This is a genomic window from Rhizobium laguerreae (genome assembly GCF_019778565.1).
Classification (GTDB): Bacteria; Pseudomonadota; Alphaproteobacteria; order Rhizobiales; family Rhizobiaceae; genus Rhizobium; species Rhizobium laguerreae.
The window spans coordinates 96,131-110,726 of record NZ_JAAXQT010000004.1 but is presented as its reverse complement, the minus strand read 5'-3'; the positions used below and the strand labels follow the sequence as shown (position 1 = coordinate 110,726).

17 protein-coding genes and 1 pseudogene are annotated in these 14,596 nt (G+C 60.5%); 10 read left to right on the top strand and 8 right to left on the bottom strand.

The genetic code is table 11. The features are described from left to right. Positions 1 to 9: 9 nt before the first annotated feature. On the bottom strand, positions 10 to 954 hold the full coding sequence (locus HFO71_RS35825) for an ImuA family protein (protein WP_231284990.1): 945 nt from the start codon (positions 952 to 954) through the stop codon (positions 10 to 12). Between the two features lie 161 nt (positions 955 to 1,115). On the opposite strand from HFO71_RS35825, the gene HFO71_RS14565 reads away from it, so the two are divergent. Then, on the top strand, positions 1,116 to 1,553 hold the full coding sequence (locus HFO71_RS14565; protein WP_003543974.1) for a metallopeptidase family protein: 438 nt from the start codon (positions 1,116 to 1,118) through the stop codon (positions 1,551 to 1,553). Between the two features lie 104 nt (positions 1,554 to 1,657). On the opposite strand, the gene HFO71_RS14560 is transcribed toward HFO71_RS14565, so the two are convergent. Then, the gene (locus HFO71_RS14560; protein WP_017962591.1) at positions 1,658 to 1,864 is read right to left on the bottom strand and encodes a DUF1737 domain-containing protein; all 207 of its coding nucleotides are present in this window, start codon (positions 1,862 to 1,864) and stop codon (positions 1,658 to 1,660) included. Beyond that, the gene (locus HFO71_RS14555; RefSeq protein WP_077977997.1) at positions 1,864 to 2,784 is read right to left on the bottom strand and encodes an HpcH/HpaI aldolase/citrate lyase family protein; all 921 of its coding nucleotides are present in this window, start codon (positions 2,782 to 2,784) and stop codon (positions 1,864 to 1,866) included. Before HFO71_RS14555 ends, HFO71_RS14560 begins: the two co-directional genes overlap by 1 nt. 137 nt (positions 2,785 to 2,921) lie before the next feature. Here HFO71_RS14555 and HFO71_RS14550 point away from each other — a divergent pair, with 137 nt between their 5' ends. The 3 genes from HFO71_RS14550 to leuD all read left to right on the top strand — a co-directional run bounded on the left by HFO71_RS14550 (position 2,922) and on the right by leuD (position 4,447). Next, the gene (locus HFO71_RS14550; RefSeq protein WP_077977998.1) at positions 2,922 to 3,155 is read left to right on the top strand and encodes a hypothetical protein; all 234 of its coding nucleotides are present in this window, start codon (positions 2,922 to 2,924) and stop codon (positions 3,153 to 3,155) included. A gap of 127 nt (positions 3,156 to 3,282) precedes the next feature. Continuing rightward, positions 3,283 to 3,705: a VOC family protein gene (locus tag HFO71_RS14545; RefSeq protein ID WP_077977999.1), complete on the top strand. Its 423-nt coding sequence runs from the start codon at positions 3,283 to 3,285 to the stop codon at positions 3,703 to 3,705. A 133-nt stretch (positions 3,706 to 3,838) separates the two neighbouring features. Then, a complete protein-coding gene (gene leuD / locus HFO71_RS14540) occupies positions 3,839 to 4,447 on the top strand; it encodes a 3-isopropylmalate dehydratase small subunit (RefSeq protein WP_003543984.1) in 609 nt (202 codons plus the stop codon). A 61-nt stretch (positions 4,448 to 4,508) separates the two neighbouring features. Here the strand turns inward: leuD and HFO71_RS14535 are convergent, their stop codons facing one another. Further along, positions 4,509 to 5,441 carry a pyridoxal-phosphate dependent enzyme gene (locus HFO71_RS14535; RefSeq protein WP_077978000.1) on the bottom strand — a complete coding sequence of 311 codons (933 nt, stop codon included), beginning with the start codon at positions 5,439 to 5,441 and terminating at the stop codon, positions 4,509 to 4,511. A gap of 166 nt (positions 5,442 to 5,607) precedes the next feature. Between HFO71_RS14535 and leuB the strand changes: the two genes are divergently transcribed. Beyond that, positions 5,608 to 6,720 (top strand): 3-isopropylmalate dehydrogenase, encoded by a 1,113-nt coding sequence (leuB, locus tag HFO71_RS14530; protein WP_077978001.1) that lies wholly within the window; start codon positions 5,608 to 5,610, stop codon positions 6,718 to 6,720. A 278-nt stretch (positions 6,721 to 6,998) separates the two neighbouring features. Then, positions 6,999 to 7,733, top strand: coding sequence for a lipid A 1-phosphatase LpxE (gene lpxE / locus HFO71_RS14525; protein WP_017962595.1), 735 nt, complete (start codon positions 6,999 to 7,001; stop codon positions 7,731 to 7,733). A gap of 165 nt (positions 7,734 to 7,898) precedes the next feature. Here lpxE and HFO71_RS14520 read toward each other — a convergent pair whose 3' ends face one another. Then, on the bottom strand, positions 7,899 to 9,785 hold the full coding sequence (locus HFO71_RS14520) for an MFS transporter (protein ID WP_077978003.1): 1,887 nt from the start codon (positions 9,783 to 9,785) through the stop codon (positions 7,899 to 7,901). 271 nt (positions 9,786 to 10,056) lie between these two features. On the opposite strand from HFO71_RS14520, the gene HFO71_RS14515 reads away from it, so the two are divergent. From HFO71_RS14515 to HFO71_RS14505, 3 genes are all read left to right on the top strand, one after another. Beyond that, a complete protein-coding gene (locus HFO71_RS14515; RefSeq protein WP_077978004.1) occupies positions 10,057 to 10,266 on the top strand; it encodes a hypothetical protein in 210 nt (69 codons plus the stop codon). A gap of 111 nt (positions 10,267 to 10,377) precedes the next feature. Further along, the gene (locus tag HFO71_RS14510; RefSeq protein WP_012759513.1) at positions 10,378 to 11,412 is read left to right on the top strand and encodes an aspartate-semialdehyde dehydrogenase; all 1,035 of its coding nucleotides are present in this window, start codon (positions 10,378 to 10,380) and stop codon (positions 11,410 to 11,412) included. A 276-nt stretch (positions 11,413 to 11,688) separates the two neighbouring features. Further along, positions 11,689 to 12,510 carry a lytic murein transglycosylase gene (locus HFO71_RS14505; protein ID WP_077978005.1) on the top strand — a complete coding sequence of 274 codons (822 nt, stop codon included), beginning with the start codon at positions 11,689 to 11,691 and terminating at the stop codon, positions 12,508 to 12,510. Here HFO71_RS14505 and HFO71_RS36440 read toward each other — a convergent pair. From HFO71_RS36440 to pdxY, 3 genes and pseudogenes are all read right to left on the bottom strand, one after another. Continuing rightward, positions 12,422 to 12,726: pseudogene (locus HFO71_RS36440) on the bottom strand (nucleotidyl cyclase domain-containing protein); the annotation flags it as partial. The gene HFO71_RS14505 and the pseudogene HFO71_RS36440 overlap by 89 nt on opposite strands. A gap of 16 nt (positions 12,727 to 12,742) precedes the next feature. Then, the gene (locus HFO71_RS14495) at positions 12,743 to 13,384 is read right to left on the bottom strand and encodes a carbonic anhydrase (protein WP_131640888.1); all 642 of its coding nucleotides are present in this window, start codon (positions 13,382 to 13,384) and stop codon (positions 12,743 to 12,745) included. A 71-nt stretch (positions 13,385 to 13,455) separates the two neighbouring features. Then, positions 13,456 to 14,331, bottom strand: a complete 876-nt coding sequence (gene pdxY, locus HFO71_RS14490) for a pyridoxal kinase PdxY (RefSeq protein ID WP_131640889.1) — start codon at positions 14,329 to 14,331, stop codon at positions 13,456 to 13,458. 19 nt (positions 14,332 to 14,350) lie between these two features. On the opposite strand from pdxY, the gene HFO71_RS14485 reads away from it, so the two are divergent. After that, on the top strand, positions 14,351 to 14,545 hold the full coding sequence (locus tag HFO71_RS14485) for a hypothetical protein (RefSeq protein ID WP_245006931.1): 195 nt from the start codon (positions 14,351 to 14,353) through the stop codon (positions 14,543 to 14,545). Positions 14,546 to 14,596: the final 51 nt, after the last annotated feature.

Sequence of the window (14,596 nt, the reverse complement as noted above, 5' to 3'; positions counted from 1 at the left end):
GGCGGCCCTTCAGGACGCCCTTTCGAACGCCAGGAGAGCCCCCATCGCCTGCGGGCGATGCGGTCCGTTGGCAGATGCGGGAAGCTGAGCGCCAGAATGCGCTGACTGTTCGCCTGGAGGACGAACGAGGTTTGGTTCGGCAACAGGGAAAAATTCGCGTTCATGGGGATTCCACTCCAGAAGAAAGGAGAGCGGGGCCGGATTGCGGCTCTTCTCCAGCGTCAGACGGAAAATTGGATTGCCGATGCTGCCGGAAAGTTTCGATCCATCCGGCAACGGCCGCAGAGCGGATGGGGCCGGTTCGACATGCAGACGGAAGGCCGCACTGCTTGCCTCCTCCGCCCCGGCCTGACGGACAAGAAAGAGCGGACGGCGGGCAGCATGCGCCCTGAGACTAAGCCTGCGGCTTTCGGTCAGGCCGAAATGGGCAGGATTGCCCCGTACTTCGAAGATGACGGCCGAGAAGGCAGCGCTTTCCACCGCGGCCTCCGCCAGCCAGAGCGCCTCGTCCAGCTTGCGCGGCGCGGCATGGAGAAACCGCTCCGGGCTCAGCCCGAAATCCCGAAGCCCGGGAGCATAGGGACGGCCTGCCTCCAGCGTGCCGACGGCATCGCCGATCCAGAGCAACGGCAGAAGGCGGCCGGCATCCGCTTCCTGTTTTTGCAGCCGCGCGGCAACAGCCATCGCCAGCCCGCTTGCAGCGCCGGCATCGCGAGACAGAGCGGAACGGAATTCGGTGATCGCATCGAGCGGCAGGCCGCCTTCCAACGCCCCGTCAAGAAACTCCACCCCAAACGACAGGGGCGGCAGCGTGCGCTCCTGGTGGGTCTTACGTCCTTCCGCCAGGGCTTCCCGTTCCGCTGCGGCAAGCGCCGGCGCGGGCCGTCCCTCCAGTCTGGCGATGGTTTCGCGGAGCGCAAAAAGCCGCTCGCGCGCCAGGGCGTGCTGCGCCATGGCGTTCTCCGATCCGTCTTGTTCCTGTTATGTTCTTATAGATTCCAGAGAGCTAATGAAGAGTCAACGGCCATTTTCTATGAAAATATTCCTGCCTTTGATTCCGCACTCGAAAATCGGCGATAAAGGTTCTATATGGGCCCGCAAAGGAAGGAATGTTCATGGCCCGCATAGACCAGAGCGATGATTGGCGGGATCGCCATGCGCCGACGATCAGCGCCTTCGAGTCGCTGGCGATGGAGGCCTATAGCCATCTCCCGGATGAATTCCGCCAGCTGACGACCAACCTCACGATCGAGATCGAGGATTTCCCCGATGACGACGTTTTCGAGGACATGGCGCTGGAAACCCCTTTCGATCTGCTCGGCCTTTTCGAGGGGAGGGGCATTTCCGAACGTTTCACGGTGGAAACCGGCGAGATGCCGAACCGCATCCGCCTCTACCGCCGTCCCATTCTCGACTACTGGGCTGAGAACGACGAGACGCTCGGCGATATCATCACCCACGTCCTGATCCACGAGATCGGCCACCATTTCGGGCTGAGCGACGATGACATGGAGCGGATCGAGGCAAGCGCCGAGGAAGCCGCCGAGCGATAGAGCGCCGCGCGTCCAAGGACGCGCTAAGGACGCTCTATCACTTTCAATCACGCATAATCCTTTCCGAAAATCGGTTACGATTTTCGGGGTAATGCGCTAAAACCTCACTGCTCGGAGAGCTTCATCTCGGGATCGTAGTCCTTGCCTTCGACATGCTTGACGACGGCCTGGCCGCACTGCATCGCACCGGTTGCGGCATTGAAGGCATAGGTCGGCGAGCCCTCCAGCGACCAGCCCTTGTTGAGGGCGGCGGTGACCTTATGGCAGAAGGAAGCATCGTCGGGACCGGTCAGGAAGCGGTAGAGTTTCATCACATCGTCTTTCGTGCTGCAGCCTGGCGGGCTGCTATCAGGCGCGCTTTATGGACCAGACTTTCCGCCTGGACAAGATGCAGCCGCTCGACCATCCGCCCGCCTGCGTTGATGACGTTGAGCCCATCGGAGGCGGGGTCGGCAAAGGCTGATATGATCGCCTTCGCTTCCGCAATCGCTGCCGGATCCGGGCTGAAATGCCGGTTGGCGGGCTCGATCTGCGCCGGATGGATCAGCATCTTGCCGGCAAAGCCCATGGCCCGGCCCTGCAGACATTCGGCATCGAAACCCTGTTCGTCCCTGAAATCGTTGACGACGCTGTCGATCGCATCGAGTCCGTAGGCACTGACCGCAAGGACGACCTGCATCAGCCACGGCACGAGATAGCTCCGCCCCGGCTGCGGCAGCACGCCGGTTTCCTTGCGCAGGTCGTTCAGCCCGACGACGAGACAATCGAGCCGTGAGCCCGGCATGCGCCCGGCTTCGGCGATAACAGCCGCATTCAGGATGCCGCGCGGTGTCTCGATCATCGCCCAGATGCGCAGATCTTCCGGTGCATCGGCCTCGGAGAGAAGGTCACTGAGCGCCATGATATCCTGCGGTTCGTCGACCTTCGGCAGCAGCACGGCATCGGGACCAAGCGCCATCACCAGCTCCATGTCCGCCAGGCCGAAATCGGTGGACAGACTGTTGATGCGGATGATCCGCTCCTTGCCTTGAAGCAGCCGAGCCGAAAAGAAATTCCTTAGATTTTCCCGCGCTTCCGCCTTCTTTTCCGGCGCCACGGAATCCTCGAGATCGAAGATCACCGCATCGCAATCGACCGCATGGGTTTTTTCAAGGGCGCGGGGATTGATGGCAGGCACGCTCAGCACCGAACGGCGCAGGCGGATGGAGCGGGTCGTAGGGTTTCGGCTCATGGCGAATTAGTGCCAAGCTTTGAAAGCCGAAGCAAGCAGCCCACCCCACACATCTAGCAGAACAACAAAAAGCCATGCTTGCCTTGCAGAGAGGAAGGAGAAGGACCACATTCCTTTCCGAAGAAAGGTCTCTAACCATGCAGAACATTCGCTCCATCTTCCTCATGCTTGCCGGCGCCACCGTTTTCGTGGCCATGCTGCTTTTCACCTTTTCGGTGACGCTCGCCGTTGGCGGCATCCTGACCGTGCTCATGGTCGGACGCGCGCTTTCGATGAAGATGAAGCCCGCTCCGGTCCGCGCCAAGGCAAACAATGGTAAGCGCGAGATGCGCGTGTGGAACGACGGCCGCGGCACGATCATCGATCTCTGATCACCTTTTCGCTGAAAATTTGGTTCGCTGAAAAATTTCGGCCGACCCTGTCGGATCACGCTTCCATGCTGCGTCCTTGAAGCAGCCAGGCATTCAGCCGGCGCTCAAAAACGAATGGAGGACAAGCATGGATGCGACGACAGAGAGCAACCCGACCAAGATGCCACCGGTCAAGAACGGCCTGCTGCCCTATCTGACGGTCGACGGCGCGGTGAAAGCTGCGGAATTCTACAAGAAGGCTTTCGGCGCCGAAGAGGCCTATCTCGTGCCGGTGGACGAGAGCGGCAGAACGATGCATGTGCATCTCTACATCAACGGCAGCTCCCTCATGCTGTCGGATGCCTATCCTGACTACGGCCATCCCTTCAAAGGCCATGAAGGCTTCGCCATTCAGCTGATCATCGACGATATCGATTTCTGGTGGGATCGCGCGGTTGCTGCCGGCGCCGAAGTCGTCATGCCGGTCGAACTGATGTTCTGGGGCGACCGCTATGGCCAGCTTCGTGATCCGTTCGGCGTCCTCTGGGGGTTTAACGCACCGTCCAAATAAGGGACAGCCGCAATCGGCGGACCGCGCGAAACGTCGCGTGGCCGCCATCTGTGAAAGATTCTCCTTCATTTCGGCGAAAAACTGGACTAGATGCAAATTCAGGAAGTAGATTTGCTGAAATGGAGCATGGGTCATGGATAAATTCGTGAAGCTCACGGGCGTTGCAGCGCCTCTGCCGGTCGTCAACGTCGACACCGACATGATCATTCCGAAGGATTATCTGAAGACGATCAAGCGCACCGGCCTCGGCACCGGCCTCTTCGCGGAGGCTCGTTATAACGAAGACGGCTCAGAAAACCCTGATTTCGTGCTGAACAAGCCGGCCTATCGCGATGCCAAGATCCTGGTTGCCGGCGACAATTTCGGCTGCGGCTCCTCACGCGAGCACGCGCCCTGGGCGCTTCTGGATTTCGGCATCCGCTGCGTTATTTCGACCAGCTTCGCCGATATTTTCTACAACAACTGTTTCAAGAACGGCATCCTGCCGATCAAGGTCAGCCAGGAAGATCTCGACAAGCTGATGGACGACGCCTCGCGCGGCTCCAACGCCATCCTGACCGTCGACCTCGAAAATCTCGAGATCACCGGCCCCGATGGCGGCTTGATCAAGTTCGATCTTGACGAGTTCAAGCGTCACTGCCTGCTGAACGGCCTCGACGATATCGGCCTGACGCTGGAAAAGGGCAAGGCGATCGACAGCTTCGAAAAGAAGAACGCCGCTTCGCACCCCTGGGCAGCCTGAGCCCTTCCAATCGGTTACCGCATCAAGCCGGGCTTACGCCCGGCTTCTTCTTTGGTGTGGGTCAAAGAAATTTTTCTTTCCAGCCCCTGAGTTTTTCGAGCGACACGCCGATGCCGCCGCAGACTTCGATAAGCGGATTGTCGAAGCGCTGAAGCAGCCCGGCGTGCACATCGGCAACCGCAAGGGCCGCACCGCAAGCCGGCTCGACCAGAATGCGCTGCGCATCGGCAAATTTCAGACAGGCGGCAACGGCATCGGCGTCGCTGACGAGAACACTTTCGATCGGATGCTGCTGCGGCAGGTCAAAGACATGCTGCGCCACCTGCCGCGCCCCGAGCGAATTGGCAATCGAGGTAATGGCGGGAAGGGTGATACGCTCATTCGCCTTGAGGCTGGCATGGAGCGAAGCCGCCCCTTCCGTTTCGACGGCGATAACAGGCACAAGGGAAAGCCCGTTGCGCTTCAACCCCTCGACAATGCCGGCAAGCAGCCCGCCGCCGCCGACGCTGGTGACGACGCAATCGAATTTTGCCCCTTTCGCCACCACCTCGTCGATCAGCGTGGCATGGCCATCCCACAGAAGCGGATGGTCGAAGGGGTGCACATAGCTTGCCTTGCGGCTCCGGGCGAGTTCGACCGCATGGGCATTGGCCTCATCGAAAACCGAACCATGAACGAGGACATTCGCGCCCGTTGCGGCAATCGTCTGGCGTACGTCGGCCGCCGTCGTCTCCGGCACGACGATTGTGACCGGCACACCGAGCGCCCGGCCGGCATAAGCGGCCGCAATGCCGGCATTGCCGCCGGACGCGCAGAAGATTTCGCGCGCGCCATTTTCCACCTCATGCTGGCAAAGCCGGCCGACGCCGCGCAGCTTGAAGCTGCCGGAAGGCTGCAGCGCATCGAGCTTCAGCCAGAGCGGTTTGCCGCTGGCGCTGTAGCCAGGTGCCGTCTGGAGCAAGGGCGTGTCGAGGTGGAGAGGCGCGAAAGGCATCGGAACCATCCAGGATAAAGATAGGGTCACCGTTCTAATCCGTTTGCGGACGCAGGAGCAACTACCGCGGCTCAGAGCGAAGCGTACCGATTCACCGCTTCTGTCGCTTGAAATGCCCATTTCCGGGGTCTAAGAAACCGCAACTTGTTTTTCCCAGGAGGGTTTCATGACAGCGCGCAATCTTTTCCTGCTGCCGGGTGACGGCATCGGTCCCGAGGCCATGGGCGAGGTCCGCAAGATCATCGCCTATATGAACGAGGCGATGAATGCCGGTTTCGTCACCGACGAAGGCCTTGTCGGCGGCTGCGCCTATGATGCGCATGGCGCTGCCATCTCGGAAGCCGACATGCAGAAGGCGCTTGCCGCCGATGCCGTTCTGTTCGGCGCCGTCGGCGGCCCGAAATGGGATAGCGTGCCTTACGAAGTGCGCCCGGAAGCCGGCCTGCTGCGCCTGCGCAAGGATCTGCAACTCTTCGCAAATCTGCGCCCCGCCATTTGCTATCCGGCCCTTGCTGCGGCCTCGTCGCTGAAGCCGGAGCTGGTCGAAGGCCTCGATATCTTGATCATCCGCGAGCTGACGGGCGGCGTCTATTTCGGCGAACCAAAAGAAATCATCGACCTCGGCAACGGCCAGAAGCGCGGCATCGACACGCAGGTTTACGATACCTACGAGATCGAGCGCATCGCCGGCGTCGCCTTCGAAATGGCCCGCACGCGGCAGAATCGCGTCTGCTCCATGGAAAAGCGCAACGTCATGAAGTCGGGCGTGCTCTGGAACCAGGTGGTAACCGAGACGCATAAGGCGAAATATTCCGACGTTCAGCTCGAACACATGCTGGCCGATGCCGGCGGCATGCAGCTGGTGCGCCAGCCCAAGCAGTTCGACGTGATCGTCACCGACAATCTCTTCGGCGATATGCTCTCCGATGTCGCCGCCATGCTGACCGGCTCGCTCGGCATGCTGCCGTCGGCCTCGCTCGGCGCGCCCGACGGCAAGACCGGCAAGCGCAAGGCGCTCTACGAACCTGTGCACGGCTCGGCCCCTGACATCGCCGGCAAGGGCATCGCCAATCCGATCGCCATGATCGCCTCCTTCGCCATGTGCCTGCGTTACTCCTTCAATCTGGTGAAGGAAGCCGACGATCTGGAAAAGGCGATCGCCAACGTGCTCGACAAGGGCGTCCGCACCGGCGACATCATGGCCGATGGCGCAAGGCAGGTCGGCACCGTCGAAATGGGCGATGCGATCCTCGCCGAGTTCAAGACGCTTTCCGCCTGATATTTCACGTGAAACAGTATCCAACCCTTCGCACCGCGCATGCGGAGGGCTTTTTCTTTGCGGGCGGTGAAGCACGTCCCGCTTGGTCGAATTATCCGAAACGGACTATTCTCGGCCACAATCTCGTGTATTTTTGCGCCGGATTTTAGCGAGCGCATAATCCCGAAATCGGAAGCGATTTTCGATGAAGGATCATGCGTCAATTCAAAGAAATAGAGCGTCCTTAGCGTGTCCTGGTGGAAGCGCGGCGCTCTAGGCCAATTCGAACGGACGACGAAATGCGGGCATTTTGGGCTTCCCTGGACAGGCGCTGGCGCCGGAGCGACGTCGGCATGCCGCCTTTGCGCTGGCAGGCCTGCCTCTTCGTCACGATCAATGCCGTGATCCTTTCCATGCTGCTCTTCGACGCGCCGATCGGTGCCAGCGAAGCTCCCGCGCCGGTGAAACACCTCGGCGAGTTGCTGACCGGTTTCGGCGATTCCGCCTGGCTGATCTACACCAGCATCCTGCTGTTCTTTCAGGGCAGGGCCGGTTACAAGCTTTTGAAGACGGCGCGCTCCAAGGCGCAGGCGCTTTATGTCAGCTGGATCGGCGCCTATCTCTTCGCCACCGTCGTCTTCTCAGGACTTCTCGCCAATCTGCTGAAGCGTGCGATCGGCAGGGCGCGTCCCGATCATTTCCACGACTACGGCATGTTTTCCTTCGCGCCCTTTTCGGGCCATTCCGCTTTCGAAAGTTTCCCGTCCGGCCATGCCACCACGGTCGGCGCCTTCTTCGCCGCCTTCGCGCTGCTGTTTCCGCGCTATCGCGTCGCCTTTATCGCCTGCGCCATCTGGCTCGGCATGACGCGTGTCATGGTCGGCGCCCATTATCCGAGCGACGTCATCGCCGGCCTTGCCTTCGGCGGCTGGTTCTCGCTGCTGACGGCGATTGTCTTTGCCCGCTGCAGCTTGCTTTTCAAGCTGGCGCCGGACGGCTGGCCACTCTCGAAGCAGCTGTTTCGCTCGGCATAACTCCTTAAATCGGATCGATTTAAGGATAAAAGTATGCAGCAATTCAAAATATTACAGCGTCCTTTGCGCGTTCGAAAAGACGCGCGGCGCTGTAATATGGAAAAGCCCGGCGCCTTGTGAGCGCCGGGCCTTTTTCTCAAGCAAGGATTGGCCTCAATCCGCCGCTCAATCCATGGTGTGGATATCCCTGTTCTTCGTTTCCGGCAGGAAGATCAGGCCGATCACCAGCGTGATCGTCGCAAAGACGATCGGATACCAGAGACCGTAGTAGATATCGCCCGCGGCAGCGCTCATCGCGAAGGCCGTTGCCGGCAGCAGGCCGCCGAACCAGCCGTTGCCGATGTGATAGGGCAGCGACATGCCGGTATAGCGGATGCGGGTCGGGAAAAGCTCGACCAGCAGGGCGGCGATCGGGCCGTAGACCATCGTCACATAGAGGACGAGGACGAACAGCACGGCGATCGTGCCGATCCAGTTGACGCGGGCGGGATCGGCGGTCATGGCGAAAGTGCCGCCATTGGCGATGTTGTAGACCGCCATGTCGGTGACGCCATTGGTCTCATCCGCCGTCAGCAGCTTGCCTTCGACCAACTTGGCTGCCGGCATGGTTTCCTTCTCACCGGCGCGCACGGTATCGGCGTTGAGCGCCAGTTCAGGATTGGCCGCGATGAAAGCATCGAGCTTGGCATCCGGCACCTTGACGGCGCCGCGCTTCAGCGGGTAGCCGGCACCTTGGAGCGCGATGTTGACGCCCTTTTCGAAGGCCGCAGTCATGCCCTTGGCCTTGTCGCCGGCGGCAGCGACGTCGAAGCTCGGGATCGTCGCGTTGCCGACCTTCACCGTTGCCGGCTGTCCGGCGGTACCGGGCACGACGTCGTAGGGCACCGAGTTCTTGGTCAGGAACGCCGTCGCCACGTCGCAAGAGCTGGTGAACTTCGCCGTGCCGGTCGGGTTGAACTGGAACCTGCAGTCCGCCGGATCAGCTGTCACCGTTGCCCGAATCGAAGCCTGCGCTTCGGCTAGCGCCGGGTTTGCCGTCCAGGTCATTGCCTTGAACAGCGGATGATAGGTCACCGCCGCAATGAGAAGGCCTGCCATGATGATCGGCTTGCGGCCGATCTTGTCGGAGAGGCCGCCGAAGATGACGAAGAACGGCGTGCCGAGGAGAAGTGCGATGGCGACCATGACATTGGCCGAGAACAGGTCCACTTTCAGCACGTTCTGCAGGAAGAACAGTGCATAGAACTGGCCGCCGTACCAGACGACCGCCTGGCCCATGGTGGCGCCGAGCAGCGCGATGATCGCAATCTTGGCATTTTTCCATGTCCCGAAGGCTTCGGTCAACGGCGCCTTGGAGCCCTTGCCTTCCGCCTTCATCCGCTGGAAAGCCGGCGATTCGTTCATCTTCAGGCGGATCCAGACGGAAATGCCGAGCAGGACGAACGAGAGCAGGAACGGAATGCGCCAGCCCCAGGCGGCGAACTCAGCCGCACCCATCAGATATTGGACAAAGACGATGACGATCAGCGACAGGAACAGGCCGAGCGTCGCCGTCGTCTGGATCCACGAGGTGAAGTAGCCGCGGCGCCCGTTCGGCGCATGTTCGGCGACATAGGTCGCCGCACCGCCATATTCACCGCCCAGCGCCAGACCCTGGAGCAGGCGAAGCGCGATCAGGATGATCGGGGCTGCTATACCGATGGTGGCGGCACCCGGCAGAATGCCGACGAGGAAGGTCGACAGACCCATGATCATGATCGTCACCAGGAAGGTGTATTTACGACCGACGAGATCGCCGAGACGGCCGAACACCAGCGCGCCGAAGGGGCGGACCAGGAAGCCGGCGGCAAAGGCGAGCAGCGTGAAGATGTTACGCGTTGCCTCGGGATATTGGGTGAAATAGGTCGCACCGATATAGGTGGCGAGCGAACCATAGAGATAGAAATCGTACCATTCGAAAACGGTGCCCAGCGAAGAGGCGAAGATGACCTTCTTCTCCTCGCCGGTCATCGGACCGGCCTTCGCGCCGTCGATGCTTGCGACATTTGCCATTGTCTGTCCTCCACAGAGTGATGATCAACGCGCGCGACCTGCTTCTCCTCAAAGCATACCCCTGGCCGCGACTCGCCTGACGGGAGTGTGCCAGAAACGACAGATCAAAAAGAGAGAGGCTTTCGGATTATGACTTTAGTCTAATGAGACCACGTTCCGTCGTCCCATCGGGCCGCTGCGTAGCCTCCTACCGGCAATGCTATTTTGGAGGCGGAAGGTTCTGCTGCTTTAGGAAGCAGACCTGCTAAGCCCTCAGCGCCTGCACCGGAGATTGCGGCGGCAGGCGGAAGCAGCCTGCTCACGCAAACACCTTGACTCCTGTGGAAAACCTTCTAAGAGCAACAGCGGAAAAGGAATCTCCATGGTTCGCGACGAACACGCCATTGCTGATCGCAGTGACCGGGCACGAGTTGCCGGGATGGACATTGCCGTTCCGGTTTCTTCCAAAACCAAGGCCAAAACGACGACGAAAACCGTCTGACGTCTCTGGCCTGCCGCTCTCTCCCCGGCTCGGCTGGGGACAGGAAGACGCGATTAATCGCGCCTTTCCCCTCACCGGACAAGAGGAGAGAAGAGAAAGAGAGCTTGAGAAATGGGTTTCAAAGTAGCAGTTGCGGGAGCGACCGGAAATGTCGGCCGGGAGATGCTCAACATCCTCTCCGAGCGAGGCTTCCCCGCCGATGAGGTCGTGGCACTCGCCTCCTCGCGTTCGCAGGGCACCGAGGTTTCTTACGGTGACCGGACGCTGAAGGTCTCCAATCTGGAGAATTACGATTTCTCCGATACAGACATATGCCTGATGTCGGCCGGCGGCGAGGTCTCCAAGAAGTTCTCGCCGAAGATCGGCCAGCAGGGCTGCATCGTCATCGACAATTCCTCGGCCTGGCGCTACGACGCCGACGTGCCGCTGATCGTGCCGGAAGTGAACCCGGATGCCATCAGCCAGTTCACCAAGCGCAACATCATCGCCAATCCGAATTGCTCGACCGCCCAGCTGGTGGTGGCGTTGAAGCCGTTGCACGACTTTGCCAAGATCAAGCGCGTCGTCATCTCGACCTACCAGTCGGTCTCCGGCGCCGGCAAGGACGGCATGGACGAGCTCTTCAACCAGACGCGCGCCGTCTTCGTCGCCGATCCGATCGAGAACAAGAAGTTCACCAAGCGTATTGCCTTCAATGTCATCCCGCACATCGACGTCTTCATGGAGGACGGCTACACCAAGGAAGAGTGGAAGGTGCTGGCCGAGACGAAGAAGATGCTCGACCCGAAGATCAAGGTGACCTGCACCGCGGTGCGCGTGCCGGTTTTCATCGGTCATTCGGAATCGGTCAACATCGAATTCGAAAACGAGATCACCGCCGACCAGGCCCGCGACATCCTGCGCGATGCACCGGGCTGCCTCGTCATCGACAAGCGCGAGGATGGCGGCTACATCACGCCATATGAATCCGCCGGTGAGGATGCGACCTACATCTCGCGCATCCGTGAGGATGCGACGGTCGAAAACGGCCTCAACATCTGGGTGGTCTCCGACAATCTGCGCAAGGGCGCTGCGTTGAACGCCATCCAGATCGCCGAGTTGCTCGTCAATCGTGGTCTCGTCAAGCCGCGCAAGCAGGCCGCCTGATACCATTTGTAAACCATAGTATGTTAAAGCCCTGCTGATGATGAAGGCAGGGCTTTTTGCCGAATTGTGGACGCTTCTGTCCATAAGCGCTTGCTGAAAAGGTGATCGTGACAAGATCGCCTTCGGCTGGCATTCTGCCCGGCATCAAGCCAAAGCATGCCGTCCAAAACCGTGCAGCGGTTCGGACAGCGACATGAACAGAACGAAGACTTTGAGCGCGTCGCATAGCCCCGATCGGCTGCGGCGCGCTTCAGTAGATCGGAAGCGGGGTTTCTCATGCGCATGACAACATTCTTTCTGGCGGCGTTTACGGCGGCGGGCGTCCTCCACGCGCTGCCGGCAGCGGCCCAGGGCGCTCAATGCGGCAATAATGGCAGCGGTTTCGGTGCATGGGTCGCCGACTTCAAGCAGGAAGCAGCAGCCAACGGCGTCAGCCGCTCGGTCCTCGACCGCGCCTTCGCCAACGTCAATTACAACAGGCCGACGATTGCCGCCGACCGCGGCCAGAAGAGCTTCAAGCTCTCCTTCGACGCTTTCATGCAGAAGCGCGGGGGTGCCACGATCATCTCCCGCGGTCGCAGCATGAAGGTCGCCAATCAGGCGCTTTTTGCCTCGATCGAGCGCCGTTACGGCGTTCCGGCCGGCCCGCTGATTGCGATCTGGGGCATGGAGACCGGTTTCGGCAGCTATATGGGCAACCAGCATACGCTGTCGGCTGTTTCGACGCTTGCCTATGACTGCCGTCGTTCGCAATATTTTACCGACCAGCTCTATGCAGCACTCCAGCTCGTCTCCGAGGGTTATCTGAGCCCACAGGCCAAGGGCGCTGCCCATGGTGAAATCGGCCAGACGCAGTTTCTGCCGCGCAATGTTGTGCGCTTCGGCGCCGACGGCGACGGCAACGGCCGCGTCGACATGGTCGGTTCCCGCGCCGATGCACTGGCCTCGACGGCGAATTTCCTTAAGGGCCACGGCTGGCGCGCCGGCGCCGGCTATCAGCCGGGAGAGCCTAATTTCGTCGCCATCCAGGGCTGGAACGCCGCCAGCGTCTACCAGCAGGCGATCGCCTATATCGGTCAGCAGATCGACGGCAAATAGGGCCGATAGAATACGCCAAAACGCCGCTGCGATATGCGGCGTTTTTCATTTCGGCGCGCGTTTGACCAGATCCTCGAAGTTCCGGTTGGTGGCTTTATTTGCTCGTCCGGCGCATCCAAAACTCGCCGTCACCTTGCGAACATCGCCGCTCGGCAGGGGGATATCCGCCGCCTCGATCGCCAGCCGTACGCGCTCGGCAACGATTGCCGCATCGTCATAAACTGGCATGTCCCTAGATTTCGGGACGAATGAAGTCGCGTGTCTCGGCGTCCATGACCCAGAGTTCACCGGTCGAAATGTCGAACCAGGCACCGTGGAGATGAAGCTTTCCCGCCTCCTCGAGCGCCTTGATGTCGGGAAAGCTTCTGAGATTGCTGATCGAATTGCGGATGGAGACACGCTCCAGCGCCGTTTGCCGCTCGGCGGCCGTCATCACGTCGTTGCTCTGGATCTGCTCAGCGGCGGGTTTGACCAGCGACATCCAGCGGCCGATGAAATCGCCGGGCGACAATGGCTCGGCATTCGGATCGAGCGCCGAGCGGATGCCGCCGCAGCGGCCATGGCCCATCACGACGATATCCGAGACCTTCAGCACCTGCACGGCAAATTCGAGTGCGGCCGAGGTCGAATGAAAATGACCGTCCGGCTCGTAAGGCGGCACCATGTTGGCGACGTTGCGGATGACGAAGAGCTCGCCCGGGCCGGCATCGAAGATCAGCTCCGGTGCCGCGCGAGAATCCGAACAGGCAATGACAAGCGTATGGGGATTCTGACCGTTTTCGGCAAGCTGCCGATACCTGTCGCGGGCGTCGGCATAACGCCCGTTCATGAAGTTGCGATAGCCGTCCAGAAGGGGATTTGGAAAACGCTGCATGCTTCTGGATTAGCGCGCGCCGAAGACAAGATCAACTGCTGCACCGCAAAATGAACATATTGGCAGATGCGTCATTTTTTCCGCCGCTGCGCCGGGTGCACAAGGCGGCGCATCTGCACCATGGCCATCGGCGTCGAAAGACTGGAAGCATCGCTTGCCAGCATCAACTCGTTGCTGCCGCGCTTGACGGCACGCGCAAGCACCTCGAAGACGCTGGCGGTGGCAAGCTGCAGCGCCTTTTCGTCCTCGATCCCGGAAAGCAGGCGCGACAGGAAGACGGCGGCGATGAGGTCGCCGAGACCATTCGGCGGGTTCTCGACAACACGATGCTCAGCAAGAAGCGCGTGACGGCCGGAAAGATAGAGATTGCCGGTACCACCCGCCATCATCGGCACCGCCGAAGTGACGAGCATGCGCGATGGTCCGAGCGCGAGCGCCGCCTCCATGATCGCGCTGTTGTCTTCGAGGGCTGCCCCCGAAAGCCATGCGAGCTCGTAGCGGTTCGGCGTTGCGAGCGAGGCGAGCGGAATGAGATGGTCGCGAATGGCCTCAGCGGTCGCTTCCGGCACGTAAAGGCCGCCGAGATCGCCCATGACGGGATCGCAGACATAGAGCAGCTCGGGCTTGTTTTGCCTCAGCGCACCGATCAGCCGGGCGACGGAGCGCGCCTGGGCGGCATTGCCGAAATAGCCCGAGAGCACCGCCTTGACTTCGCCGATCCAGGGCGCGCGGATCAGATCGTCGATCGCCGCGTCGAAATCCGTTTCCGCAAAAGTCAGCCGCGTCGAGCGGCCGTGGCCGGGATGCCAGGGCAGCACGATGGTCGGCAGGGCCCAGACCGGATGACCAAGCGTCTCCAGCGCAAAGACGGCTGCCCGGTTTCCGACCGAGCCCCGCACCACATGGCTGGAAATGACGATGACTGCGCCCGCTGCATTTTCCGACATGATATCCAAGATCCGAATGATGACCGCGTTTGATGATCTTTTTGACGCCACGCTGTCAACCATTCTTCATGCGGGCGTGGAAATGTTCGGCGGAACGAAAACCGGAAGACGGGACTTTCTCTTTCGTTTGACGAAGAAAGCGGAAAATCTCTTACGATTTCTCGTTTCCAGCGCCAAAAAAGCGTCAGAACAATCCTTCGGACCTCTCTTTTAGAGATTTTTTCGAAGAATCTTCTGCTAGCTTGCAAAAAATCAGACATTGAGG